Consider the following 22,399-nt stretch of genomic DNA (forward strand, 5'->3'; position numbering starts at 1 on the left):
AGCAAACCAGGGTTTAGCAAACCAAGAGCTAGCAACTCAAGTGAAAAGCCGCCACCACCTTGTCCGGATTTTGCTCGGCTAAGCGATTATATAAGTTGACCGCCTCGCCGGTTTTCTCCTGTATTAAGGTAATACCGTGATCTTGTAAATATTGCTTGGTTTCCGCTGCAATTTGCATTCGACCAAAATAGCCGGTACCCACCACCAGGGTTTGCGGTTCTGCGGCCAGAATGAGACTTAAATCCTCGATTTGCAGTTGATGCCCGTCTTTACGCCACCAGGAATCTTCCACACGCTGTGGTGTGATGATTAAATCCGATGTGTAGGCTTGGTCGCCCACATCGAGTTTGCCAAATTCGTAGCTGGAAACGTGCATAAGGTCCTCCGCTGCCTGCGGCTTGCTCACAGGGACTGCAAATCGGTACTGTAAAAATGTACTGCAAAAAGGTACTGTGAATTGGGATAGAGTATCCAGCAATATCGGTGCCAACCCCGACGCTGCTTTGACTCACCCCCCCAAACCTTTGCGGGGATCAAACTGCCCTGCCCTTTGTAATGCTCTATAGGCTTCCTTGGCTTCCTCTGTATCCGCTGGGGGTAACACCACTTTCAAAATCACGAACAAATCACCCGCTGAGGCGCTGCCGTTACCAGCGGGAATCCCTCGTCCTTTCAAACGTAATTTTCTACCGTTGGCCGAACCGGCGGGGATCTTCAGATCTACCTTACCCGCAGGGGTAGGAGCCTGTACCGAAGCCCCCAGCGCCAGTTCCCAAGGCGCCACCGGTAACTCCACCGTGACATCGTGGCCTTCCACTTGGTATAAAGGATGGGGTTTGAAATCAATTTCCAAATACAAATCTCCGGCTTTGCCAGCCCCCATGCCAGGATCACCTTGCCCGCTCAAGCGTATTTTCTTGCCTTTAACCACCCCTTTGGGGATACGCACGTTCAAGGTCTGTTTTTGTTGCCGGGGACGCCCATTAGCTCCCAACACCGTTTTGTCCAGGCTCAGCTGACGCGTAGCGCCTTCATAAGCATCCAACAAATCGATCACAACCGTGGCGTGACGATCTCCGCCGTAAGAAAAAAACGAATCCTGAGATTGACCGCCCCTGGAACGCGCACCCCCGGAAGCACCACTAAATCCCGATATATCATCTCCAAACAAGTTTTCGAAAAAATCACTGAAGGGCGAATCCTTTCCACCACCAAACCCTCTGCCGGAACCTCTCCCGGAACCTCCAAAGCCACTGCGATGAAACTCAAAACCGCTGTCCCACCCCGGCGGCGGATGAAACTCCTGCCCCGCTTTCCATTGACTGCCGAGGCGGTCGTAAGCCTTGCGCTTTTTCGGGTCCTTGAGCACCTCATAGGCTTCCCCCAACTCCTTAAAACGCGCCTCCGCATCAGCCTCCTTGCTCACATCCGGATGGTATTTCCGCGCCAACACCCGGTAAGCCCGTTTCACCTGCTCCGGCGTAGCATCACGCTTCAGCTCCATAATTTTGTAATAGTCTTTATATTCCAAAGCGTTTGCCTTAATTTACTCTGTACGTAAAATAAACAGTTTCTGTGCCATTGCACTGATATTTAAGTATAGGCATTGCTTTGCAATCCAAGCGATCAAGTAAATTATTGCTGCAACACAAAAAAACCGACCCATGGTAACACCATGGGTCGGTTTGGTATGGGTTCCTTGCAATTTTACAGTTTCAAAGTGGACGGGCTTTTCACCAGATCCTTCAACACGCCGTCCAAGCCGGAATACACATCGATGTTGCCAATGTGTTCGGTGTTTTTTGCAACACCTCCAGCTCTTTCAAGCGCATTAAGGTCGGGTTGCCTTCCATCACTTCGGCGGCGTTGTGCGGAATTACAGCTGGACTTCCCAGCAGTCCTTTTCCAATTCCACCAATTCAAACCGTTTCTCCGTAAAGCGGTGAATCACGTCCACATTGGTGAGGGTATGCAAGCTGGGCTTGAGTGTGCGAAACACGCCGCCGCAAGCAATCACCATGGGCAACAACAATTGATCCGCCAAATGTTCTCCCACTGCCGCCGGCGACTGCTGGTAACGCCGCAAAGCTTTCACGGCTCGCTTGGCCACCTGCTCTGCGCTCACACCGATTTTGCCGCAATACTCCACCACCTCGGCGCAATGCTCATGCTGCAAGCGTAAGGACAACACATTGCCACTGCCCAAACACGAAACCCAATCAGCACGTAGGTCTTGCTGCTCCCAGCCACAACATTTGGCGACTTCGGCCAACTCTCGCTCCGCCACATGAGCGGGGATATTGACACTGGTGGCCACGGCTTGTTTGGCTTTCAGTGCGCCTGCTTGGCACAAGTCCAATGCCTTGCTGTGGCTTAAGGGTTTTATAACCGCCTGCCAACGACCGCCCCCTTGCGGATAAAATCCGTGGCGATCCAATTGCAACTCCACGTCAAAACCCATATGGCGTAATACGGGCACAAAAGCCAGTTGCGCAAAGTCAAAGCTGGGGGCAAACATATTGTGCGTGCCGCCTTCAAATTTCACTCGGGACTCACCATCTGCGAGCACTAAAGCAGGCAACACAGTTTGGAAAATCAACAAGGTGCTACCGGCGGTACCCACCACAAATTCATACTCGCCGGCGGTAATGGCTCCGGGCTTGAAAGTGATTTCCGTGGAACCCACCTCGGCACCGCTCACTTGGGCATTGCAGATTTGCTGCGCCGCTTTAACGCAGGCCAAGTGCTGACGCATTAAGCCGGGCTTGGAACGTCCCGCGCGAATGTTTTTTATATGCACATCCGAGCCGGTCACCATGGCCATGCTCAAGCTGCTACGCAAGATCTGGCCGCCGCCTTCGCCTTTTGAACCGTCAATTTGTAACATCGTAAAACCTTCTATTTACTTTTTGTGTCGTACAGCTTATTTCATTAGCGCCCTTCTCACCATTGAGAAGGGCTTTCCATTTCACCCGCTAAGGGCTTTCCCATTTCACCCGCTAAGGGCTTTCCGCTTTCCACCACTTACCTGTTTGGGACCGCTCTACCCTTTAACACACACCACCTGGCGCAGGGTATGAACGATTTCTACCAAATCCTTTTGCGCTGCCATTACCCGGTCTATGGGTTTGTAGGCTGCCGGGGTTTCATCAATGACACCGGCATCTTTACGGCATTCCACGTCTTTGGTGGCTTCCACGTGCTCCGCCAGACTCACCAGCTTCTTAGCCTGGGTACGTGACATTACCCGCCCCGCACCGTGGCTGCAGCTGTGGAAACTTTCCTCGTTACCCAAACCGCGGACGATAAAAGAACGCGCTCCCATGCTGCCCGGAATAATTCCCAGTTCACCCTCGCGAGCCCGCACCGCTCCTTTGCGGGTTACCAATACGTTCTTACCGTAGTGGTGCTCACGTGACACGTAGTTGTGGTGACAGTTCACCGCTTCCACATGAGTTTCAAACGCCAGCGGTATCTGACCACGCAAGGCCGTAACCACTCGAGCCATCATCACTTCGCGATTGATGCGGGCAAATTCCTGCGCCCATTGCACTGCTTCCACATACTGATCGAAGTGTTCCGTGCCTTCCGGTAAATAAGCCAGATCACGATCCGGCAATTGGATTAACCAGCGCTCCATATCCTTACGAGCCAATTCAATAAAGTGCGTACCGATGCGATTACCCACACCGCGAGAACCGCTGTGCAGCATAATCCAAACGGCTTCGTTCTCATCCAAACACACTTCAATAAAGTGATTCCCCGTACCCAAGGTTCCCAGGTGTATCACGTTGTTGGTGTTTTTCAACACGCCGTGTTTTTCACACAGCAGCGCAAACTGCGGTGCCAATGCACTCCAGGCCTGTGCCACGTCCTCAGGCACTTCACCCCAGGAACCCTTATCCCGCTTACCGCGACGACCGTACCCTTCGGAACGACCATGAGGTACGGCTTTCTCAATGGCAGAACGTATACCGGCCAACTGATCCGGTAACTGGGACGCATTCAAGGAAGTTTTCACCGCCATCATCCCGCAACCGATATCCACACCCACTGCCGCAGGTATGACTGCACCCAGAGTCGGTACCACGCTACCGATGGTTGCGCCTTTTCCCAGGTGTACATCCGGCATAGCCGCCACCCACTTATGAATAAAAGGCAGGCCGGCGATATTGCGAAGTTGTTGGCGCGCTTCGTCTTCAAACGCCACCCCTTTGGTCCATGACTTAACCGGAACACCCTTGTGTTCATTCATGACTTCATAGTTTGTTTCGCACATCGTTTGTCTACCTCTACAATTTATTGTGTTTTGCCGTATTGATATTGCAGTCCATGTGCCAACTTTGATTTTCGGGAAAAATAATTTATATCTTATTGTAATAATTATCTATTATTTCTTTTTTCGCCAAAGAGCGACTGATCTTTTCGTTAACCCAATATAGAATTGTATCCTTTTCGATAGTTTGCTATTTTTAGCGATATGAAAACAATCGCCATTAGTTTGCTGGGAACCGTGTTGGATCAACGCGGCCGCGGTAAAAAACGCTGGGAAAAATGGCGCCCCACTCTGTCCCTGTGCCAACAGGAAGACCTGCTCATCGACCGCATGGAACTGGTGTTTCAGGCCCGCTACCAATCCTTGGCAGACCTGGTGACTCAGGACATTAAGCAGGTTTCACCGGAAACGGAAGTGCACCACCATTTAATTGAGCTTGAGAACCCCTGGGATTTCGAGGAAGTGTACGGTGCCTTGCATGACTTCGCGCGGGAATATCCCTTTAAGCGCGATAAAGAAGATTACTTAATTCACATCACCACCGGGACTCATGTGGCGCAAATCTGCCTGTATTTATTAACCGAGGCCCACTATTTGCCGGGTCGATTAGTACAAACCTCCCCACCGGACCGCGGCCTGAGTGCTACCGGCCGTTATCAGATCATCGATTTGGATCTATCCAAATACGATCAAATTGCCTCGCGCTTTTTCCGCGAACACAAAGAAGGTACGGTGTACCTGAAAGGCGGCATTGAAACCAAAAACAAAGAATTCAACCGCGTCATAGCCCAATTGGAAAAAATATCCATCAATTCTCGCGACCCTATTTTGCTGACCGGCCCGACCGGCGCCGGTAAATCACAACTAGCCCAACGCGTGTATCAATTAAAGCAGCAGCGGGACCAGGTCAATGGCCGCTTGGTGGAAGTCAACTGCGCGACCCTGCGTGGTGAAAACGCCATGTCTGCGTTATTTGGACACAAAAAGGGAGCTTTCACCGGCGCCGCCAGTCACAGAGCCGGACTGCTACTGGAAGCCAACGAAGGCGTGTTGTTCTTGGATGAAATCGGCGAACTGGGCGCGGACGAACAAGCCATGTTGTTACGCGCCATTGAAGATAAAAACTTTATTCCCTTTGGGTCCGACACACCGGTGAGCAGTAATTTCCAACTCATTGCCGGCACCAACCGCGATTTGTTTGCCGATAGCCGCAGTGGCCGGTTTCGAGAAGATCTACTGGCACGCATCAACCTCTGGACCTACCGCCTGCCCGCATTAAAAGAGCGCATGGAAGACTTGGAAGTTAACCTGGATTATGAGTTGGAACGCTTTGCCCAAAAAGCCGGGGCCCTGGTGAGCTTTAACAAAGCCGCCCGCAAACGTTATTTGCAATTTGCCCACAGCGACGCCGCCCGTTGGCGCGCCAATTTCCGTGATCTCAACGCCAGCGTCACCCGCATGGCCACCCTGGCCGATGGCGGTCGTATCACCGAAGACGTGGTGCAAGAAGAAATTGTGCGCCTGCGTCACGACTGGTCTGCAGGGGCAACACCCGACGACCCCAAAACGGTGACGGCTGGATTTCTTGATCCGGAATTGCATGCACAACTGGATTTGTTTGAACACATTCAATTGGCCGGTGTTGTACAAGCGGTACGCAAGAGCCGGTCTATGGCGGAAGCCGGACGGCAATTATTCGATCAAAGCCGTAAGCAAAAACGATCCAGTAACGACAGCCATCGCCTCAAGCAGTTTTTAGCCAAGTATAAATTGGAATTTGAACAACTGCACGACGACGCTTAACGACACACTGATCACTTTTTGTAACCTTGAAAACTTTTGAAAATCTTTGACAGCTTTTGACAAGTACAGCGCTTCCTGTTTTAATTGTTAGTGTATTATCCACACTAAACGAAAGGACTCGACATGAAAGCAGCGGTTTATTCGGAATACGGCGAAGTCGACGTCATTAGCATTAAGGAACTGGACACTCCTACGCCCAAGGACAACGAAGTCCTGGTTAAAATCCACGCCACCTCTGTAAACGCTTCCGACTGGGAAATACTGCGGGGTAAACCGCTATACGCTCGAATCTATGGTCTGAGAAAACCGCGCTTTGCTGTGCTGGGTTCGGATATTGCCGGGGAAGTGGTTGCCGTAGGTAAAAAAGTTCGTGGTTTTAAAGACGGCGATGCAGTATTTGGCGATGTATTCGAATCGTTCGGCGGATTTGCCGAATTCGCCTGCGTGCCCCAACAAATGTTGTTACACAAGCCGGATTTTATTAGCTTTGAACAAGCCTGCGCCCTACCGCAAGCGGCAGCCATTGCGATCCAGTGCATACGCGACAAAGGCCAGGTTAAATCCGGTGATAAAGTGCTCATCATTGGCGCCGGCGGTGGCTCCGGTAGCTTTGCCATTCAAATCGCCAAATATTTCGGCGCCCACGTTACCGGAGTAGACAACGGCGAAAAGCAGGATACCATGGGCGCATTAGGCGCGGACCGGGTGGTTGATTACACCCGGGAAGATTTCACCCAAAGCGCGGAGCGTTATGATTTAATCCTGGATCTGGCAGCTCATCGCTCCTTATGGCAATGTCGGCGTGTACTAAAACCCGCTGGCAAATACTATATGGTGGGTGGTGCCATGAAGCAGGTATTACAACTGCTCACTCTGGGCACAGTGGTTTCCCTATTCAGCAAACAATCCATACGCATGCTGGCCTTGAAATCCAATCAAGGACTGGATTTTGTATTGCAACTAATTGAATCCGGACATATTCAAATACCGCTGGACCGCAGCTTTCCCCTTTCGGATACCGCCGCTGCCATCAACCATCTGGGCCAGGGGCACGTTAAAGGTAAAGTGGTCATTACAGTTTAGAAACTGCACAACTCCACCAACAGCGATTGCAGTAAAATTTTTTACATTATCCTCTCTGGCCAGACCTTGGTAGAGCGAAATCGTTTACGTATTCCACCAAGCAGACCTTAAGCAAACCCTCCAACAGCGACGACACCAAACTTATTCGATAACCCCCACCTGTCACAAAGTGGGCAACGATGGATCGCGCAAACTAATCCGAATTTCGATTCGCCTCAGTTACAAAAGATTAACTTGATTTAGTTAATATTTGGGATTATATTCCCAATTTTTGTAGCGGCTGATTCAAAGGAATAAAGGATATTATTATGAATATCAAAAAGTTACTGATTTTATGTGGAGTTTTAGCAACGACTGTGGGGCTGTGGGCTTGCAGTGATTCCGGCAATGCATCCCTGAGTGGCAATTCGCGGACTATTGTTGGTGTGATCACCGGATTTGGCAGTGTGTTTGTCAATGGAACCGAGTACGAAACCTCACATGCCAGCATCACGGTTAATGGCCAAAGTTCCAGCGAATCGGACCTGGCCGTGGGTATGCCGGTAGCTCTCAACAGCTCCGCGGATGGTACCGTCACGGCAATCAACACCGCCAATGAATTGGAAGGGATAGTGTTAAACAATGACATGGCAACTAACAGCACACTCAATATCATGGGCCTGACGGTGGTGGTGGATAACAATACTTTGTTTGAAAGCAAGGTTGCAGGAATTAATAGTGCCGCCGCCATTGCCCCAGGAAATATTGTGGAAGTCTATGGTTTCAATGGCGATAACGACCAAGTATTTGCAACACGCTTAGAGGTATATGCCGCCAATATCATTGATTTCTTAAGCGTTCACCCACAGGGAGTGGAGGTCAAAGCGGCGTTGAGCAACCTGGATTCCACCGCCAAAACCTTTATGATCGGCACACTGCCGGTGAGCTACAACGACAACATCGTAGACAGCGGCCCTTTGGTTAACGGTCAGTTTGTCGAAGTGAAAAGCACGGAAGGGATAGTTAATAATGTGCTTATTGCCGGCAAAGTGGAACCCGCGATCAAAGGTGTACCCGGCACCGACTCAGGTGAATTTGAAACCCGCGCCAAAGTTACCCGCGACTATGATGGCACCAGCTTTGGTATCGCCGGTGTGAATGTGATAATCACATCCGCTACGGAGTATAGAAACGGTGCCTCCGAGGCGGATTTGGTTGGCGGAACCTTGCTCAAAGTAGAAGGTCATTTTGACAGCAACGGTGATGTCGTAGCCAAAAAAGTGGAACTGGAAATCGAAACAGAAGTAAGCATTGAAACGGAAGGTTTTGTAAGCGCCGTAGAAACCAGTGACGTCAACATCGGCACAGTAAGCTTGGAAAGTGGTCGCAGCTTTGAAGTGAACAACCTGACGGTCATGGTGGACAACCGCAGCATCGACCGACAACGCATGTTCAACTTGTCTATGCTTGCCGCAGGAGATTACATCAAAGCCGGCCTGCATCAGAACCCAAGCACTGGCTCAGAGCTGGCACTCAAATTAAAACGGGATGACGCTCCTTAGCCACAAACGATTAACCCCTGGTCATCTTTGTGATTGATGGAAATGGATGCTTCCATCGGTCGTAAGGATGGCCATATTACAAGTCGGCAAAACAAAACCCCCAGCCAAAATCCGGGGGTTTTGTGTTAAGCCACATGTGTTAAGCCACATGTTTTAAGCCGAGTATTCTAAACCAAGAGCAAGTAATATCCTTGGTCGACGTTAAAACATAAACCCGCCCTTCAGCCCCATAATCCACGAAGTTTCCATTTGCGGTCCAAACAGATTTTGATACAAAGGCATGGTAAACTCTGCGGCAATGCTGCTCATGCCGGCATTTTCGTACTTAAGCCCCAAGCCCATGTCCAAACGTTGGCCTCCATAGTTTTGAAAATCGGCGGTAGGTGACATGGTCGTATTCAACTCCGGATCAGCGCCGCTGATTCGACCCGTCTCGCGGAATTTAAGATCCAGGTCCGCTCGCATGGTGCGATTCAGAGTAAAGCGTGCCCAGGCACCCGTGGTATATTTATCTCCCAAGGTGTAGTTGTTATCGTTGGTACCGGTACGAGCGGTATACTCAAAATTGGCACCCAGTTGCACTCCACCCAGTCTCGTCTGGTAACCGGCACCCATTATAAAGTCATAAGTACCCGATCCCAGTTGCATACCATAGGGATACTTGGTGACACTGGCACTGGTGGCGGTATGCTGCATCATGCCCCGTTCATCAATACTGCCGGTAGGCAAACTAATACCCAGCTTCAGGTCGACCCCTTTGACAGGTGCTTCTACAGTAATCACGGTGTCCGCCAGTCCGGCGTTGGACATCGTAGACTCTGTCCCATCATTAGATACCATTCCCATGTTATTACTCATATAATGCCCCATCCCCATGATCATATAATTGCGGGTGTGGTACATAAGCATGACCATGTGCATATCCATCGTCATATCCGTCGGCGCCATGTTGTAGTTATAAGAGGTTCCGTTGACGACCACTTTGGATGAAACACTGTCCGTGGTATCCAACAAACCGTCCATATACATGCGTTCGTATTTATATTCCGCCATGAGCATACCCCCACCCTTGTGACTGTGGCGGGAGTGATCAATACGGGCGCCATGGCGCATTAAAGTTCCATCGGGCATTAAATGGTAACCCTCCGGCGCCACCGCACGACTGGGATCGTTGGCCATTAACACACCACCGGCCATAGTGTGGTAACCGGGCGGAATCGCACCAAAATCATCCACTGTTGCCGCCGAACCGGTTTTTTGAGCTTGTGCCGCTTCCATGCTTCCCGCAACAGCCTCTCCACCGATGGCGCCACTACCAAGAGAATCACTGCCCGTGGATTCACTGTTGATTTCATTACTGAGAGCATCAAGCAAGTCGCCGGCAGCCGATCCTTCTTCTATTTTGCGCAATACACCATCTTCCGACAACCGGTAGCCTTCCGGTGCCACCGCCTTTGAGGGATTATTGGCCATAATGTCACCATTAGGCATGCGGTGAAATCCTGGTGGTATTTCTTCCGTCGCAACAGAATTCGTAGGAATCACAGTTAAACAGGCCAGCATAAGTGCTGCGGGCGCAAAACCAATTGCCCCCTTTTTATGGTTAGTTTTGTGGTTAGCATTCATAGAAACCCCCACTTTATTCAAATTGTTTTTATTTGTATTCATCGGTATCTCCTAATTTCGTCGTCGACCCATCCCCCGCTAACGGGGGATGCGCGTAATCTTTATTGGCCCATACTTTACTGACCAATACTTTCGACGAACCACACATGGTGCATGGCTGTACTGGAAGTGCTCATGTGCTGATCCCAGGCAACACCCACCTTTCCGTTATTATTGATAGCGATACTAACGCTGCCTGCATCGTTGTCTGCGGCCGTGTCGTAGGAAGCCAGCAGCGAAGGCTCCATTCCCCACGCCTGGCCCATCGGTGCAACGTTGAGATACACATTGTCCAGTTCATCGGTACGATTCAAACTGGTCCATGCGGCGTAGGCGTTACCGGCAGCATCCAATACATATTGCAGATTGCTTTCACGCTCCGCGTTAACTCCGCTTACCTGGGATGGTGCTTCCACATGCCACATGGACATACCATTGGTATCGGTCATGTAGTGAATCATCGCCGTCATATAACGGACCGGAGAATTACTGTTTCCGTCTGTCGTGTATTCCCGCCAGGCTGCCATGAAATGATAGGCGTCACCTGCGACGATGACTACATCGCTACGACGGCGTAAACGCACACCATCGCCGGTGGTTTTGTTATTAATATTTCCTCTGGCTGACCATCCGTTACCATCGTAAATATAGGCATTAATCGTGTTATTACCCGTGTCGGTGGATAACACCACGGTGTTACCACCGGCAGTGGCCACATCTGTTTGATTAGTGGTCATACCGCTTGGACCATTGGATTCCGCCGACCATCCCTGCATAGGTACATAAACAGCCATTTTCAGATTAAACCCGCCAATGTTGGTATTGGGATTGTCCACCAGCCAGGATACCTGCACCTCACCATTGGCGTGCACCACATGGGGAGTCAACACGTTGCGGGAAGGTACGGTTAAGGTTTCGGTATTTAACCAACCCCTGCTTTGCATATAGTGTTTGGCATGTATGTCCGTAGAGGTATCGCCGATGTCGCTCCAGACAACCGATACCATGCCCGTTTCATTGGTGGTTAGCTGGCGGGTTCTGCGACTGGTACGGGCATTGATCTCCGGCACAAGTCGTTTACTCCACCCTGCAGCCGGATCAAAGTTAGCCAAATACAAAACTTCACCGTCACTAATCAAACCATACAGCATACCGCTGGCAGGAATGGCCTGCATGGACTCCAATACTGCCGCTACCGACAAATCACTAAACAGGTTGCTATCCGCCAATGCATTAGCCCAAACAGCGTTGTCTTCACTACGAATCACTTGATTGGTAACCGTTGTCACGGAGTTTTCTCCACGACTGATATTGGCCATCCCAATACGTATGGAAGTCACATCCGAATCATCCATAGCCACTTGAGGGCCATACATGCGGAAGCGGCTGGTACTGTGCATCATTTGCGATACCATAACCGGTGTCGTCCAACCGCTAATAGTGGGAATGGCGTTACCACCCGCTGAGGGGTCGGTCGTGCCGGTTCCCGGGTTGGTAGGCTGGCTTGGCGTACCCGTACCTGTGCCAGAATCAGTGGCCGGCGTAAGATTGGTAAGAGACGTAGCCCGGCTATTTCGATGCACGCTCACCATATCATTGTTGCCGTCTGAATGACCGACGACCCAGACGGTGTGCGGTATATCGTTATTGTCCAATGCGGTAGCCAGGGACTGAATGTGACCGCTTCCGTTCAACACGGTTCCAATCAACTCCTTTTGCGACCAAGGCGTACTCATGGCTTCTTTATAGCTGGCGACCACGTTACTGCCGCCGGACGTGGATTCCACCCAGGCCGCCGCCACTTTACCCGCATCATTCATACTCAGTTCAAGCGCAGCGACTTCCGATTGAGTCCAGGCATGCATAACAGTGGCTGCAGTATGCCAACCCATGCTTGGCATGTACTGCGCCGCTTTAAGAACATTCATCATGCCACTGGCATTTTCAGCCGCCATGGCCGAGTCTTTTTCCACCCAAGCCACGCTGATATGACCCGCAGTGTTCTTGGCATACACAGGAGCCAGGGCAATAGTGGATGTTGAAGTGGCGGATTGCCCATCCAAACGTTGCTCTGTTCCCCAAGCCGAACTGCTGTAAGACAGGCTGTAGATTTCGTGCATGGCCATACCATTAGTCATTTGCATTTGGGTATGTAAAACCATTACCAAATCGTCATTGCCTGCACCCCGGTTGAGAACGCCGGAAGCCAATCGGTTCAACATGACACCACCGGTGGTTACTGAAGACACCGTACCCCATACTTTATTGACGGTGTCATAAGTTGCCGTTTGCAGTGATGTCGCCCCATTTTGCTGCTCCAGCCACACAGCCCGAATATTATTGTTGCCATCCACGGCGGCCAAGAGAAAGTGATTTACCAAAGCCGGTGGATTTGCCATATCCATGCGATGCAATTCCATGGAAGCCAGACTTTCCCATTGGTCAGCGGCGGTACGAGTGTGCACCCGCAGACCAAAACCATTGTTCATATGTGTCTGGCCCAGCAAATAATTGGTGTTATTGGAATCGCTAACAATCCTTGCTGCATGAACTTGAGCCGGCAAGGTAGCGCTACCCATAAAGTGCCCCATGGAACTCATGAACTCGCTGCTTAGGCTTTGCGTACCGGCATTCCAGGCCACGATGCCGCTTCCCGTACCCGGATTGGCAACAAACTGCACATCCGTTGCCGCCGTGCTGTAACCGATGGGTTGAAACATATTGCCGCTTGGACCACTCCAGGTATAAGCACCGCCGGCACTACCCACCCCACGCATCAGTGAAAATTCCGCTACGGTGTACTCGCCGGCCTGATCCGGTACGGACTGGGTTACCCAATTGATAAACAAGTTTCCGTTGGCCACCTGCACTTTGGGAGCAACAATAACCGGCATGTCCGTAGTAACGAAACCAGCAGAGGTAATTTCTGTTGCTGTTCCCCAACTGTCGGTCACCAGGGATGGGTCCGTTGTTGGATCCAAGGTACCACCGCCCGGGTTCGTGGGTTGATCCGGGTTGGTAGACGGTTGCGTACCGGGAGCCGTGGTTATACTGATATCCACTGCGCGTTGACTCATTTTACCGGTATACATGACACCGCTTGCGGAGCCGGCACCTTCAGCCCATACAATCCACGGAAGACCATTGCTGTGCAGTACGCCTGTCACCGCACTCACTTCGGTCGGTGCGGCAACGGTGGCAACCAATTCCTTCATTTCCCAATGCAGGGTTGCCGGGCGCAGGGCATCCAGTACTCGAGTGTCTGTGTCCGTCTCAGTCCAGTAAGCCAGGGCGTCACCATTGGAATTCAACGCAACACCCAGATTCGCTATGGCGGCACCGTCAGCCGGTATGGCGATATTCTCAACCACACCCCAGCCTCCTATGGGTTCAAAAAGCAAGGACTTGATGGCTGTCATGCCCATATGGACTTCCACCCAGGATACTAACTGGGTTACTTGGTTCACAGCAAAAGTGGGCTGACTCAAGGTGGTCATATTGCTCATCTCATCTCGCTGAGTAGCAGGCGCCCAGTTGGTACCATCATAGTCTGTGGTATACACCATTTGATCTGTACCTGTATCCACGTACAAGGCCACGTGCGCGGTGTCGCCTCCCTGTACTCCCGAGAGGCTCATGGCAGTAATTGCACCTATATCCACAATATTATTGGCATCTGCAGAACTCAACACTGCAGCTACCGAATTACTTTCCCACGCACCACTGGAGGTGTTGTACACCGCAGTCATGAGACGTGTAGTGGTTCCTTGGGTTTCTCGCCACACAGCGCGAATGTTGTTATTGCCATCAACCGTGGTTTTTAAGGTGCCGTCGCTGTAGACCACCGTTGGCATCGTGCCCATACCCATGCGGTGCAATTCCTGCGCTGCAGACCAGGCACTGGAGCCGGTTCGAGTATATACATTCAAACCAAACCCATTCATTGCCGCAGCGATGTCACCTTTGGCTACCACATAGGCTGAATTACCCTGGGTCAATAGACTGGCATCCTGACCTGTACCGATTTCGGCAGTACCCATAAAGTGAACCATGGTTCCCATATCCATGAACTCGCTGGCCTTTATTAAACCCGCTTCATCCCACAGGGCATAACCCAGCATGTTGGTATGACCCACGTATTGAATCAGTGAGGTATTAGCGGCAACATTGGTGGGCTGCCAAGGGCCGTCCCAGCTGTAACCGGTAATACCGTTCTCAGCCCGTTTCACACTCATCGTTTCGCCGTTATCGGACTTGAAGGTGGAGCTGAAAAACACTGTGTCCGCACCAACGATCTGCAGCTTCTGTTGCACGCTGGGATTGGCAGCCCCTTGAGAATTCACCATGGACAAATCGGTGGTGGCACCAAAATACCCGGACACATAATCAGTCCCGGTTTCCACAACAGGGTTCACCTCGGGTGGTAAAGGTTGCGTGCCCACAGGCTTGATATTGCGTAGGTCGGCCCGACGGGCAAACAGACGTCCTTCCAACATGATAGTGCTGTTCATGGTTCCTGTTTCATTCCACGCGATCCAGGAAGTGCCGTTTTCATGCAGAACAGCTGTCATATGACTAACGTTTGTTCCTAGCAATAATTTAGTCACCAGTTCCTTCATAGCCCAAGGTCCCGCCGCCGGACGTAGAACGTTCAAGACGCGAATTTCTGCACTGTCCGTTTCGGTCCAATAGGCAACCGCGTCACCGCCGTGGTTCAATGCCACACCCAAATTGGCAATGGTGGCACCCATTGCAGGCGTAGCCACATCCTCCGGGGCACCCCAACCGTCTGTCGGGGTAAAACGCAGGGACTTGATGGTCGTCATACCCATGTGCTGTTCCACCCAGGACACAAGTTGAGTGCTATGATAAACCGCAAAGCTCGCTTGGCTCAGGGTCGTCATATCACTCATCTGATCTCTTTGTGTGGGGGCACTCCATACTGCGCCGTCATAGTCCATGGTATAGACCATCTGGTCTGCGCCCGTATCAACAAACATGGCCAAATGAGCATTAACGTTACCGTGTTCGCCGGACAAACTCATACCTGAGATACTTCCCAGATCCACACTATGCGTGGCGTCTCCTGAGCTCAACACAGGCTCTGCCATACCCCAGATCAAGGTGGTAGTATCATATACGGCTGACATTACCCGAAGCGTGGAACCCTGGGTTTCTATCCATAGAGCACGAATATTATTGTCACCGTCGAAGATAGTTTTCAAACTTCCTTCTTGATACACAACCGTTGGCATGCCGTTCATACCCATACGATGCAGCTCTTGATCAACCGCTGTCGACCAGACGTTTGCACCGGTGCGGGTATAAACTTTCAAACCAAAACCGTTCATCATGTCAGATAATGCGATCTTAGCCATCACATATACCGAAGTCCCATAAGACAACAAACGTGCTTCCTGTCCCGTGCCGATATCTGCCGTTCCCATAAAGTGAGCTGAACCGCCCATCTCCATGAACTCGCTGGCCATAATCGATCCGGCATCATCCCACAAGGCATAACCTTCCATACCCGACCGAGCCACGAATTGGGTTAACGTCGCCGTACTAGCTGCTGTGTCTATACCCACCGGCAGCCAGAAAGGTACCGCCGCATTGGGATCGGGCTCCCAGGTATAGCCGGTGCGACTGTTCGCAGCGCGGTGAACTTTCAACACCTCACCGGGGACACCACCCAGTGTTTTACTGATACTCCAACTGTGGAACACCGTATCACCATCCACAATTTGTAAGCGCTGAGATGCCATACTGGGATTGGCGGCTGGGGCAAGATGCTCCATCCCCAAACTCTCACCGGCGCCGAAATAACCGGAAACATAATCGGTATTCACCACTACCTCCGGTGCCACAGTAGGATCGGGTGTGGGTCCCGGAATTGGCGATGTACCGGCAGGCACGGTGTTTTGTTTGTCAGTCATACGCCCAAACAAGCGCCCTTCGAACATAAGGCTGCTGTTCATCGTGCTGGTTTCGTTCCAGACAATCCATGGTGTACCGTTCTCGTGCAACACAGCGGTCAAATGACTTAAATCCGTGTTGGCGTTTAGCTTGGCCACCAATTCTTTCATTGCCCAAGGACCGGCTGCCGGGCGCAAGGCGTCCAATACACGCATTTCACCAGTGTCAGCTTCAGTCCAATAAGCCACTGCATCACCGTCATGATTCAATGCCACACCCAGATTGGCAATCGTGGCACCGGTGGCAGGTGCAGCAACGGTCTCCGGTGTACCCCAGGTATTTGCCGGAGTAAAACGCAGGGATTTGATATTGATCTCACCCATATGTTCTTCCACCCAAGACACCAGATGAGTGCCATGATAAACCGCAAAAGTCGGCTGACTGAGTGTAGTCATATTACTCATTACATCCCGCTGTTCTGCCGGACTCCACGCGGCTCCGTCAAAATCCGTTGTATAGACCATCTGGTCTGTTCCCGAATCGACAAACATAGCCAAATGGGCGTTAACGTTACCGTGTTCGCCGGAAAGACTCATCGCGGTAATACTATCCACAGCCACGCTATTGTTGGTATCGGCTGAACTCAACACCTCCGTCGGACTGCCCCAGATCATAGTCGTGGTGTTATACAGCGCTGTCATGATTCGCGTGGTGGTTCCCTGCGACTCAACCCACACTGCACGAATATTGTTATCACCATCGAAGACCGTTTTTAAGCTGCCTTCCTGATACACCACAGTCGGGTTGCTCATTCCCATGCGGTGCAGTTCCTGATCTGAGCTTGTGGACCAGCTATTGGCTGCCGTACGGGTGAACACCTTAAAGCCAAACCCGTTCATCATTGCGGCGATATCGACCTTAGCCATCACATTAACTGAAGTGCCGCGAATCAAGAGACGTGCTTCCTGTCCCATGCCGATTTCGGCGCTACCCATAAAGTGGGCTGAACCATTCATTTCCATGAACTCACTGGCTTTGATCGCGCCGGCGTCATTCCACAGAGCATAACCTTCCATTCCGGTACGCCCTACGTACTGCGTCATGGTAGCTGTGCTTGCAGCCGTATTGATTCCTACTGGCATCCAGTAGGCCGGGATAGCATTGGGATCCGGCTCTCGAATGTAACCCGCATCGCTATTGGTTGAGCGAATAAGTTTTAAGGTTTCACCACTGACGCTGTTTAACGTTTTGCCGGTGCTCCAGCTGAAGAACACGGTATCCCCATCCACAATTTGTAACCGCTGAGACACCAAACCGGGATTTTGCGATGGGGCAATGTGTTCCATGAACACAGTATTGCCTGCATCAAAATAACCGGACACATAGTCAGTACCCAACTTAACTTCCGGTGCCACATTAGGGTCCGGTGTCGGTCCGGCCGGAGGAACGGGATCTGTGCCAGGATCTGTTCCTGGGTCTGTACCAGGATCTGTTCCAGGGTCTCCGCGGCCTGTGTCATTAACATCAGAAATATCCGCCATGCGTTGAGACACATACAGATTAAAATTGCCTGCTGTTTGCCCTTGCTCCATCCAGGCAATCCACGGCAGGTTGTCATCACGCATAGTCACTTGGGCAGCAGTAACTGTCGCATCCGCCGCAAACTGGTGCACCATCTCCTTCATGGACCACTCGCCCACACCGGTTACGGCTTGTGAGCTGTCAAACACCAAATTTTGTAAACTGGAACCAATACGCAGTGTTGTACCCGACTTCTCCAACCAAACAACAGCTGCAGCACCTGCCGCATTAACGTCCACTGCCAAATAGTCAATCGTGGAACCTGCTGTTGCATCCGCCACTTTAATTTCCTGGCTGGTCCAACCAATACCGGGAACATAGCGGATAGAATCGATAGAATAATCACCCATGTGGTTTTCTACCCAGGTAACAACATGGTGAAACTGATTGACAGCAGAAACCGGCGCCACGCTAATGGAGGCCATGCCCTGCATATCCAGATCTTTGCGTGCTGAAACAGTCCAACCGGAACCGTCGTAATCCAGGGTGTGGATCAGCTGATCCGCTGTGGTGTCCAGATACAGAACCATATGTACATTGCCGTTACCCGATTCACCGGACACACTCATGGATTTGATTGCAGATACATCCAATGAGCCCGTATCTACGGCTTCAACATTGCCCCACGCAGGAGGTGTTAAACTTGTGTTTAACAGGGCAGTTTGTACGCTTTTCACACCTTCCTGGGTTTCGACCCAAATAGCACGAACGTTACCGTTGCCGTCAACAACAGCGGCCAAAGACTCCATGCTGTATGCCAGCGCTGTACTCGATCCCATCCGATGTAAATCATAATGGGTATTCGTCCATTGGGGGGCAGCATCAGAACGCATGAAAGCACTAATACCAAACCCATTCATCATTGACATCTCAGTCAGCAAAAACCCGGCTCCGTTATGCGTCACAAACATAGGCGCAGAACCATTGTCGAGGGTATAGCCATTCATGAAATGTCCCATTCCCCCCATATATTCACTAAGCTTAATATTTGTACCGGAATGCCAAAGAACATAGCCGTCCCCGCTAGCCCTATTGGCGGAGAACAAATAGCCGGAATCACCTGCAGCCACACCGATGGGGATATAAGAGGAATCGCTGGGGCCGTTCCAGCCCCCTAGATTTGAGCTGGGGCCTCGGCGTGCTTTTAATTGAAAAGTCTCAGTGGTAGCGGTAGCTTCAACCCAACTGGCAAATACACGTTCTGAATTGCCGGTTCCAGTCGCAACTAATTGCAGCGACGTGGCATCCGGATTGCTTATGTTTTGCTGAATAGGATTAAAAGACGGACTGCCTGGATTTGGGTCCTCATCTTCCCAATAACCAACAATAAACCCATCAACCAGTCCCGTCTGGCCTTTTTCCGGGCCATTGATAGGCGGATTTCGTTCACTGTATGAAACTGGTGAGTCTGTACACGCTGCTAACAATAAACTCACAAGAACGATAAAGCTGGGTATGCGCATCTTAAACAAAACGCGCAGAGAATCTCTCTTTAACATGATTGCCCCCGCAACTCTAATTTTAAAAGTACCTTCCCACTACGTATCTGCATATTCCCGCCCTCTTCAACAGTTGCGAAGCCCATACAAAATTAGAGCACACCAACCATTGTCCCTGGCAAAACCGCTACTCATTTCGAGTACAACTTTGCGGTCTATATAACAGCGTAGAAGATTTGTTTTTCCGGACGGTTTGCGCAATAGACACCGCCGGGACACTACTTATTTTCAAAGACTACCTGACAGATCCAACTGTCAACTTCCCCTTGCCCATTAAATCCGGACAAACTGTCATCCCTGAAAACTTGCTTATGATGAGATTTACCGAAGGGCAGGAGGTGCCCTGGATAGATATTTTAATTCTAATGTTTGAAATAATTCCGGGAGGGTTTGCTCTACAATGCTGATGTCAGAAAAAGCAGCAATAACGAATTGTGCCGTACTGACAGCAGCACCTTGATAATTCTTGATAGCCACACAGGCGGGACACATGGGCACAGAATGATGTAACACATGGTAGGTGCTCGTATAAAGCACATAAGACTGCATCAGCACAAATGCCAGTGCTAACGATATGACGCCACTACGACAACTGTGATAGATACGAAACATAAAGATAACCGCCCCCGATTACCAACCCCCTGTTTTGGTCAATTAATTATGCCTGGAATTATTTTTGGTGCAAGAAAAAAATGTCGGCATGTCGGTTATCCACCTACACGCTACAGGGCGATTAAGACAAAACTTCCCAAAATGTGTCAAATCGCGTAAGTAAATCTGGAGTCAACTCCCACTTACCTAGGGGATCACCCTAGTACGATTTCCAAATTAGAATTTTCATATATACAATATTCGCTCTAACAATCCTGTTTTATATTTATTTCTTAGATTTAAACGTTTCATATGCACATAACCAATATGGCAATCGCACACGCCCCGGGGGCACGGACGCTCGCCCACTAAGTCCAGCAGATCTTGTTCATAAATATTTCCCAGCTCCTCCGCTGTAAAATGGCAACGACTAACACCACCGTCAGCGCGGACACTGAAAGTATCCTCGCCGGTAAAACACAATTCATTCAGGGACCGATAATTCCGCAAATTGTCTTCAAAGCAAGGATCAATGGAAACAATTTGTTGTATCTGTGCGGCGGAATAGTTAACCGCCGGCGCTTTACAGGCATTCACCCACACATACACCGAATTGGGCAAATGTTTTCTTAGCTGTTGCAGCACAGGGATATGCTCCACTAGACCTACCATGCCCACACTGAAGCGGATCCCTATAGACAGCAGTTGCTCACATTTAACCAGCAAGGAATCTAGAACCATTTCGCTGGGATGATACGACACCCAAAGCGCCGTAGTCTCTGTCTTACATTGACGCAACCAATCCAGTTTGCAACTCAAATTGGTTTGTACGGCTACTTTTCTCACTGAGGCGCAATGGGACAATTCCACTAGGGCTTGTTGATACCATTTTCGGATCAGTGCCTCACCCCAGGGAGTAAACAGCACATTGAGATCATATTGACTCCTCTGTACCCATTGCACAAATCGACGCAATGCGTGCTGATCTTTTTCCCGAGCGGACTTATCATCTTGCTGCTTGGCGAAAGGGCAATAGTCACAACTAAAGTTACAACTGGATAGATAGCCCCGGTACAAAATATTGAAATTCATCGTAAGGCAAAGCTTTGCATTTTTTGCCGAACCTGCGCCGACGCCAACCACGGCCCAATACTATCCGAATGAGCGATACCCTTAGCCGTAAGTGTAACCCGGCCATTTTGCTTTTGTGCCAACGACAGATGCAACAACTCTGACAAGCAGGCAAAATCCTGCCATACGGCGCTTTGAAAACGTCGAAAATAGGCGGAAGTGTTCAAGCCTTCAAGCAAAAGCAACGACTGAATCAGGTAACGGCGTTTTTGTTCTTCCAGGCTCAGCCGGATACCGTAGTCTACCTGCAAAAACTGTTGCTCGCTTTTATCACAATAGCCATCAATGATTTTTTTGATTGGCTCCCGTCCCACCGCATATTCCCCGGAGTAATGTAAAGCTCGCGTATAAGACCGGGCGCCACTGCCCAAGCCCAGCATACCGTCTTCCTGACAACAGTACACCGGCCCATTTCCCGCTACAGTGTGACGCAAGCGAAACATGCGCATGGACAATTGCTCGTAACCGTTTGCCAACAAATAATCCCGGCCTAGCCGATAAAGCTCCTGCCTTTGGTCTTGTATGGTAAGGACTTTGCCCAACTGACTTTCCATTCGATTCAAACCTGTCAAAGGACGCACATATAAAGGATAAAGATAAATCTCCTCCGGTTGAAACTCCAGGGTCTTCTGCAACGAAACCAACCAGCTTTTAGGGGTTTGTCCGGCTATACCATAGATCAAATCCAAATTGACAACAGGAAAGTTCCAGAGACGTATGTTCTCCAACGCCGTAGCCACCTGGGCACGGGATTGTTTACGCACCAACAGACCCACCTCAGCATCATCAAAACTCTGCACTCCCATACTGATACGGTCAATACCGAAATCCCGCAACAATGCCAGTTTTTCCCGGGTAGCGGTTAGAGGTGATACCTCCACAGACACCGGAATCGCCTGTGTATCCATGCCCGGTAAGGCATTAACAACACTTAACACTTGATCCAATTGCTCCACACTTAAATAGGTCGGCGTACCTCCTCCCATGGCAAAACGCGCAAACTGCGCTTTTTCAAAAACCGGAGCAATGCTGCGAATCTGTCGCAACAGCGCGTTCACATACTCCTGCTGCAACACGGCTCTAGGCCGGGATAAAGTAAACAAATTGCAGAAACCACAACGCATCTCACAAAAGGGAATATGCACATAAAGAAACAGCGCCTTGGTATCTTCTTCACTCCACACATGAGGCAAGGACTGCGGTTGCTGAAAAACGCGATAAGCACTTTTATGAGGATAGGAATAGGAATAAGCCTGATAGGGAGATTGTTGTAACCATTGACTTAAAGGTTGCTGCATTGGGCTTTCCCCTGA

12 protein-coding genes are annotated in these 22,399 nt (G+C 50.5%); 3 read left to right on the plus strand and 9 right to left on the minus strand.

The window, feature by feature from the left end:
• Positions 1–28: 28 nt before the first annotated feature.
• The 4 genes from OEY58_07445 to OEY58_07460 all read right to left on the minus strand — a co-directional run bounded on the left by OEY58_07445 (position 29) and on the right by OEY58_07460 (position 4,279).
• Positions 29–376 (minus strand): MTH938/NDUFAF3 family protein, encoded by a 348-nt coding sequence (locus OEY58_07445; GenBank protein MDH5325283.1) that lies wholly within the window; start codon positions 374–376, stop codon positions 29–31.
• 132 nt (positions 377–508) lie between these two features.
• A complete protein-coding gene (locus OEY58_07450; protein ID MDH5325284.1) occupies positions 509–1,531 on the minus strand; it encodes a DnaJ domain-containing protein in 1,023 nt (340 codons plus the stop codon).
• A gap of 345 nt (positions 1,532–1,876) precedes the next feature.
• Positions 1,877–2,887 carry an RNA 3'-terminal phosphate cyclase gene (gene rtcA / locus OEY58_07455; GenBank protein MDH5325285.1) on the minus strand — a complete coding sequence of 337 codons (1,011 nt, stop codon included), beginning with the start codon at positions 2,885–2,887 and terminating at the stop codon, positions 1,877–1,879.
• A 156-nt stretch (positions 2,888–3,043) separates the two neighbouring features.
• Positions 3,044–4,279 carry an RtcB family protein gene (locus tag OEY58_07460; GenBank protein MDH5325286.1) on the minus strand — a complete coding sequence of 412 codons (1,236 nt, stop codon included), beginning with the start codon at positions 4,277–4,279 and terminating at the stop codon, positions 3,044–3,046.
• 201 nt (positions 4,280–4,480) lie between these two features.
• On the opposite strand from OEY58_07460, the gene rtcR reads away from it, so the two are divergent.
• The 3 genes from rtcR (at position 4,481) to OEY58_07475 (ending at position 8,703) form a co-directional block, all read left to right on the plus strand.
• Complete coding sequence (gene rtcR / locus OEY58_07465; GenBank protein MDH5325287.1) at positions 4,481–6,079, plus strand: RNA repair transcriptional activator RtcR; 1,599 nt, start codon at positions 4,481–4,483, stop codon at positions 6,077–6,079.
• A 123-nt stretch (positions 6,080–6,202) separates the two neighbouring features.
• Entirely contained in the window at positions 6,203–7,162 is a 960-nt protein-coding gene (locus OEY58_07470; GenBank protein ID MDH5325288.1) for an NAD(P)-dependent alcohol dehydrogenase, read from the plus strand.
• Between the two features lie 308 nt (positions 7,163–7,470).
• Entirely contained in the window at positions 7,471–8,703 is a 1,233-nt protein-coding gene (locus OEY58_07475) for a DUF5666 domain-containing protein (protein ID MDH5325289.1), read from the plus strand.
• Positions 8,704–8,904: 201 nt separating this feature from the next.
• Here the strand turns inward: OEY58_07475 and OEY58_07480 are convergent, their stop codons facing one another.
• From OEY58_07480 to OEY58_07500, 5 genes are all read right to left on the minus strand, one after another.
• Positions 8,905–10,371, minus strand: coding sequence for a hypothetical protein (locus OEY58_07480; GenBank protein MDH5325290.1), 1,467 nt, complete (start codon positions 10,369–10,371; stop codon positions 8,905–8,907).
• Between the two features lie 74 nt (positions 10,372–10,445).
• Positions 10,446–19,364, minus strand: a complete 8,919-nt coding sequence (locus OEY58_07485) for a hypothetical protein (GenBank protein MDH5325291.1) — start codon at positions 19,362–19,364, stop codon at positions 10,446–10,448.
• Positions 19,365–19,685: 321 nt separating this feature from the next.
• Positions 19,686–19,976, minus strand: coding sequence for a hypothetical protein (locus OEY58_07490; GenBank protein ID MDH5325292.1), 291 nt, complete (start codon positions 19,974–19,976; stop codon positions 19,686–19,688).
• Between the two features lie 225 nt (positions 19,977–20,201).
• Positions 20,202–21,047 (minus strand): STM4011 family radical SAM protein, encoded by an 846-nt coding sequence (locus OEY58_07495; GenBank protein MDH5325293.1) that lies wholly within the window; start codon positions 21,045–21,047, stop codon positions 20,202–20,204.
• Positions 21,044–22,384 (minus strand): STM4012 family radical SAM protein, encoded by a 1,341-nt coding sequence (locus OEY58_07500; protein MDH5325294.1) that lies wholly within the window; start codon positions 22,382–22,384, stop codon positions 21,044–21,046. The genes OEY58_07495 and OEY58_07500 overlap by 4 nt, the downstream gene beginning before the upstream one ends.
• Positions 22,385–22,399: the final 15 nt, after the last annotated feature.

The sequence above is a fragment of the Gammaproteobacteria bacterium genome, assembly GCA_029882975.1.
Taxonomy (GTDB): domain Bacteria; phylum Pseudomonadota; class Gammaproteobacteria; order SZUA-152; family SZUA-152; genus JAJDNG01.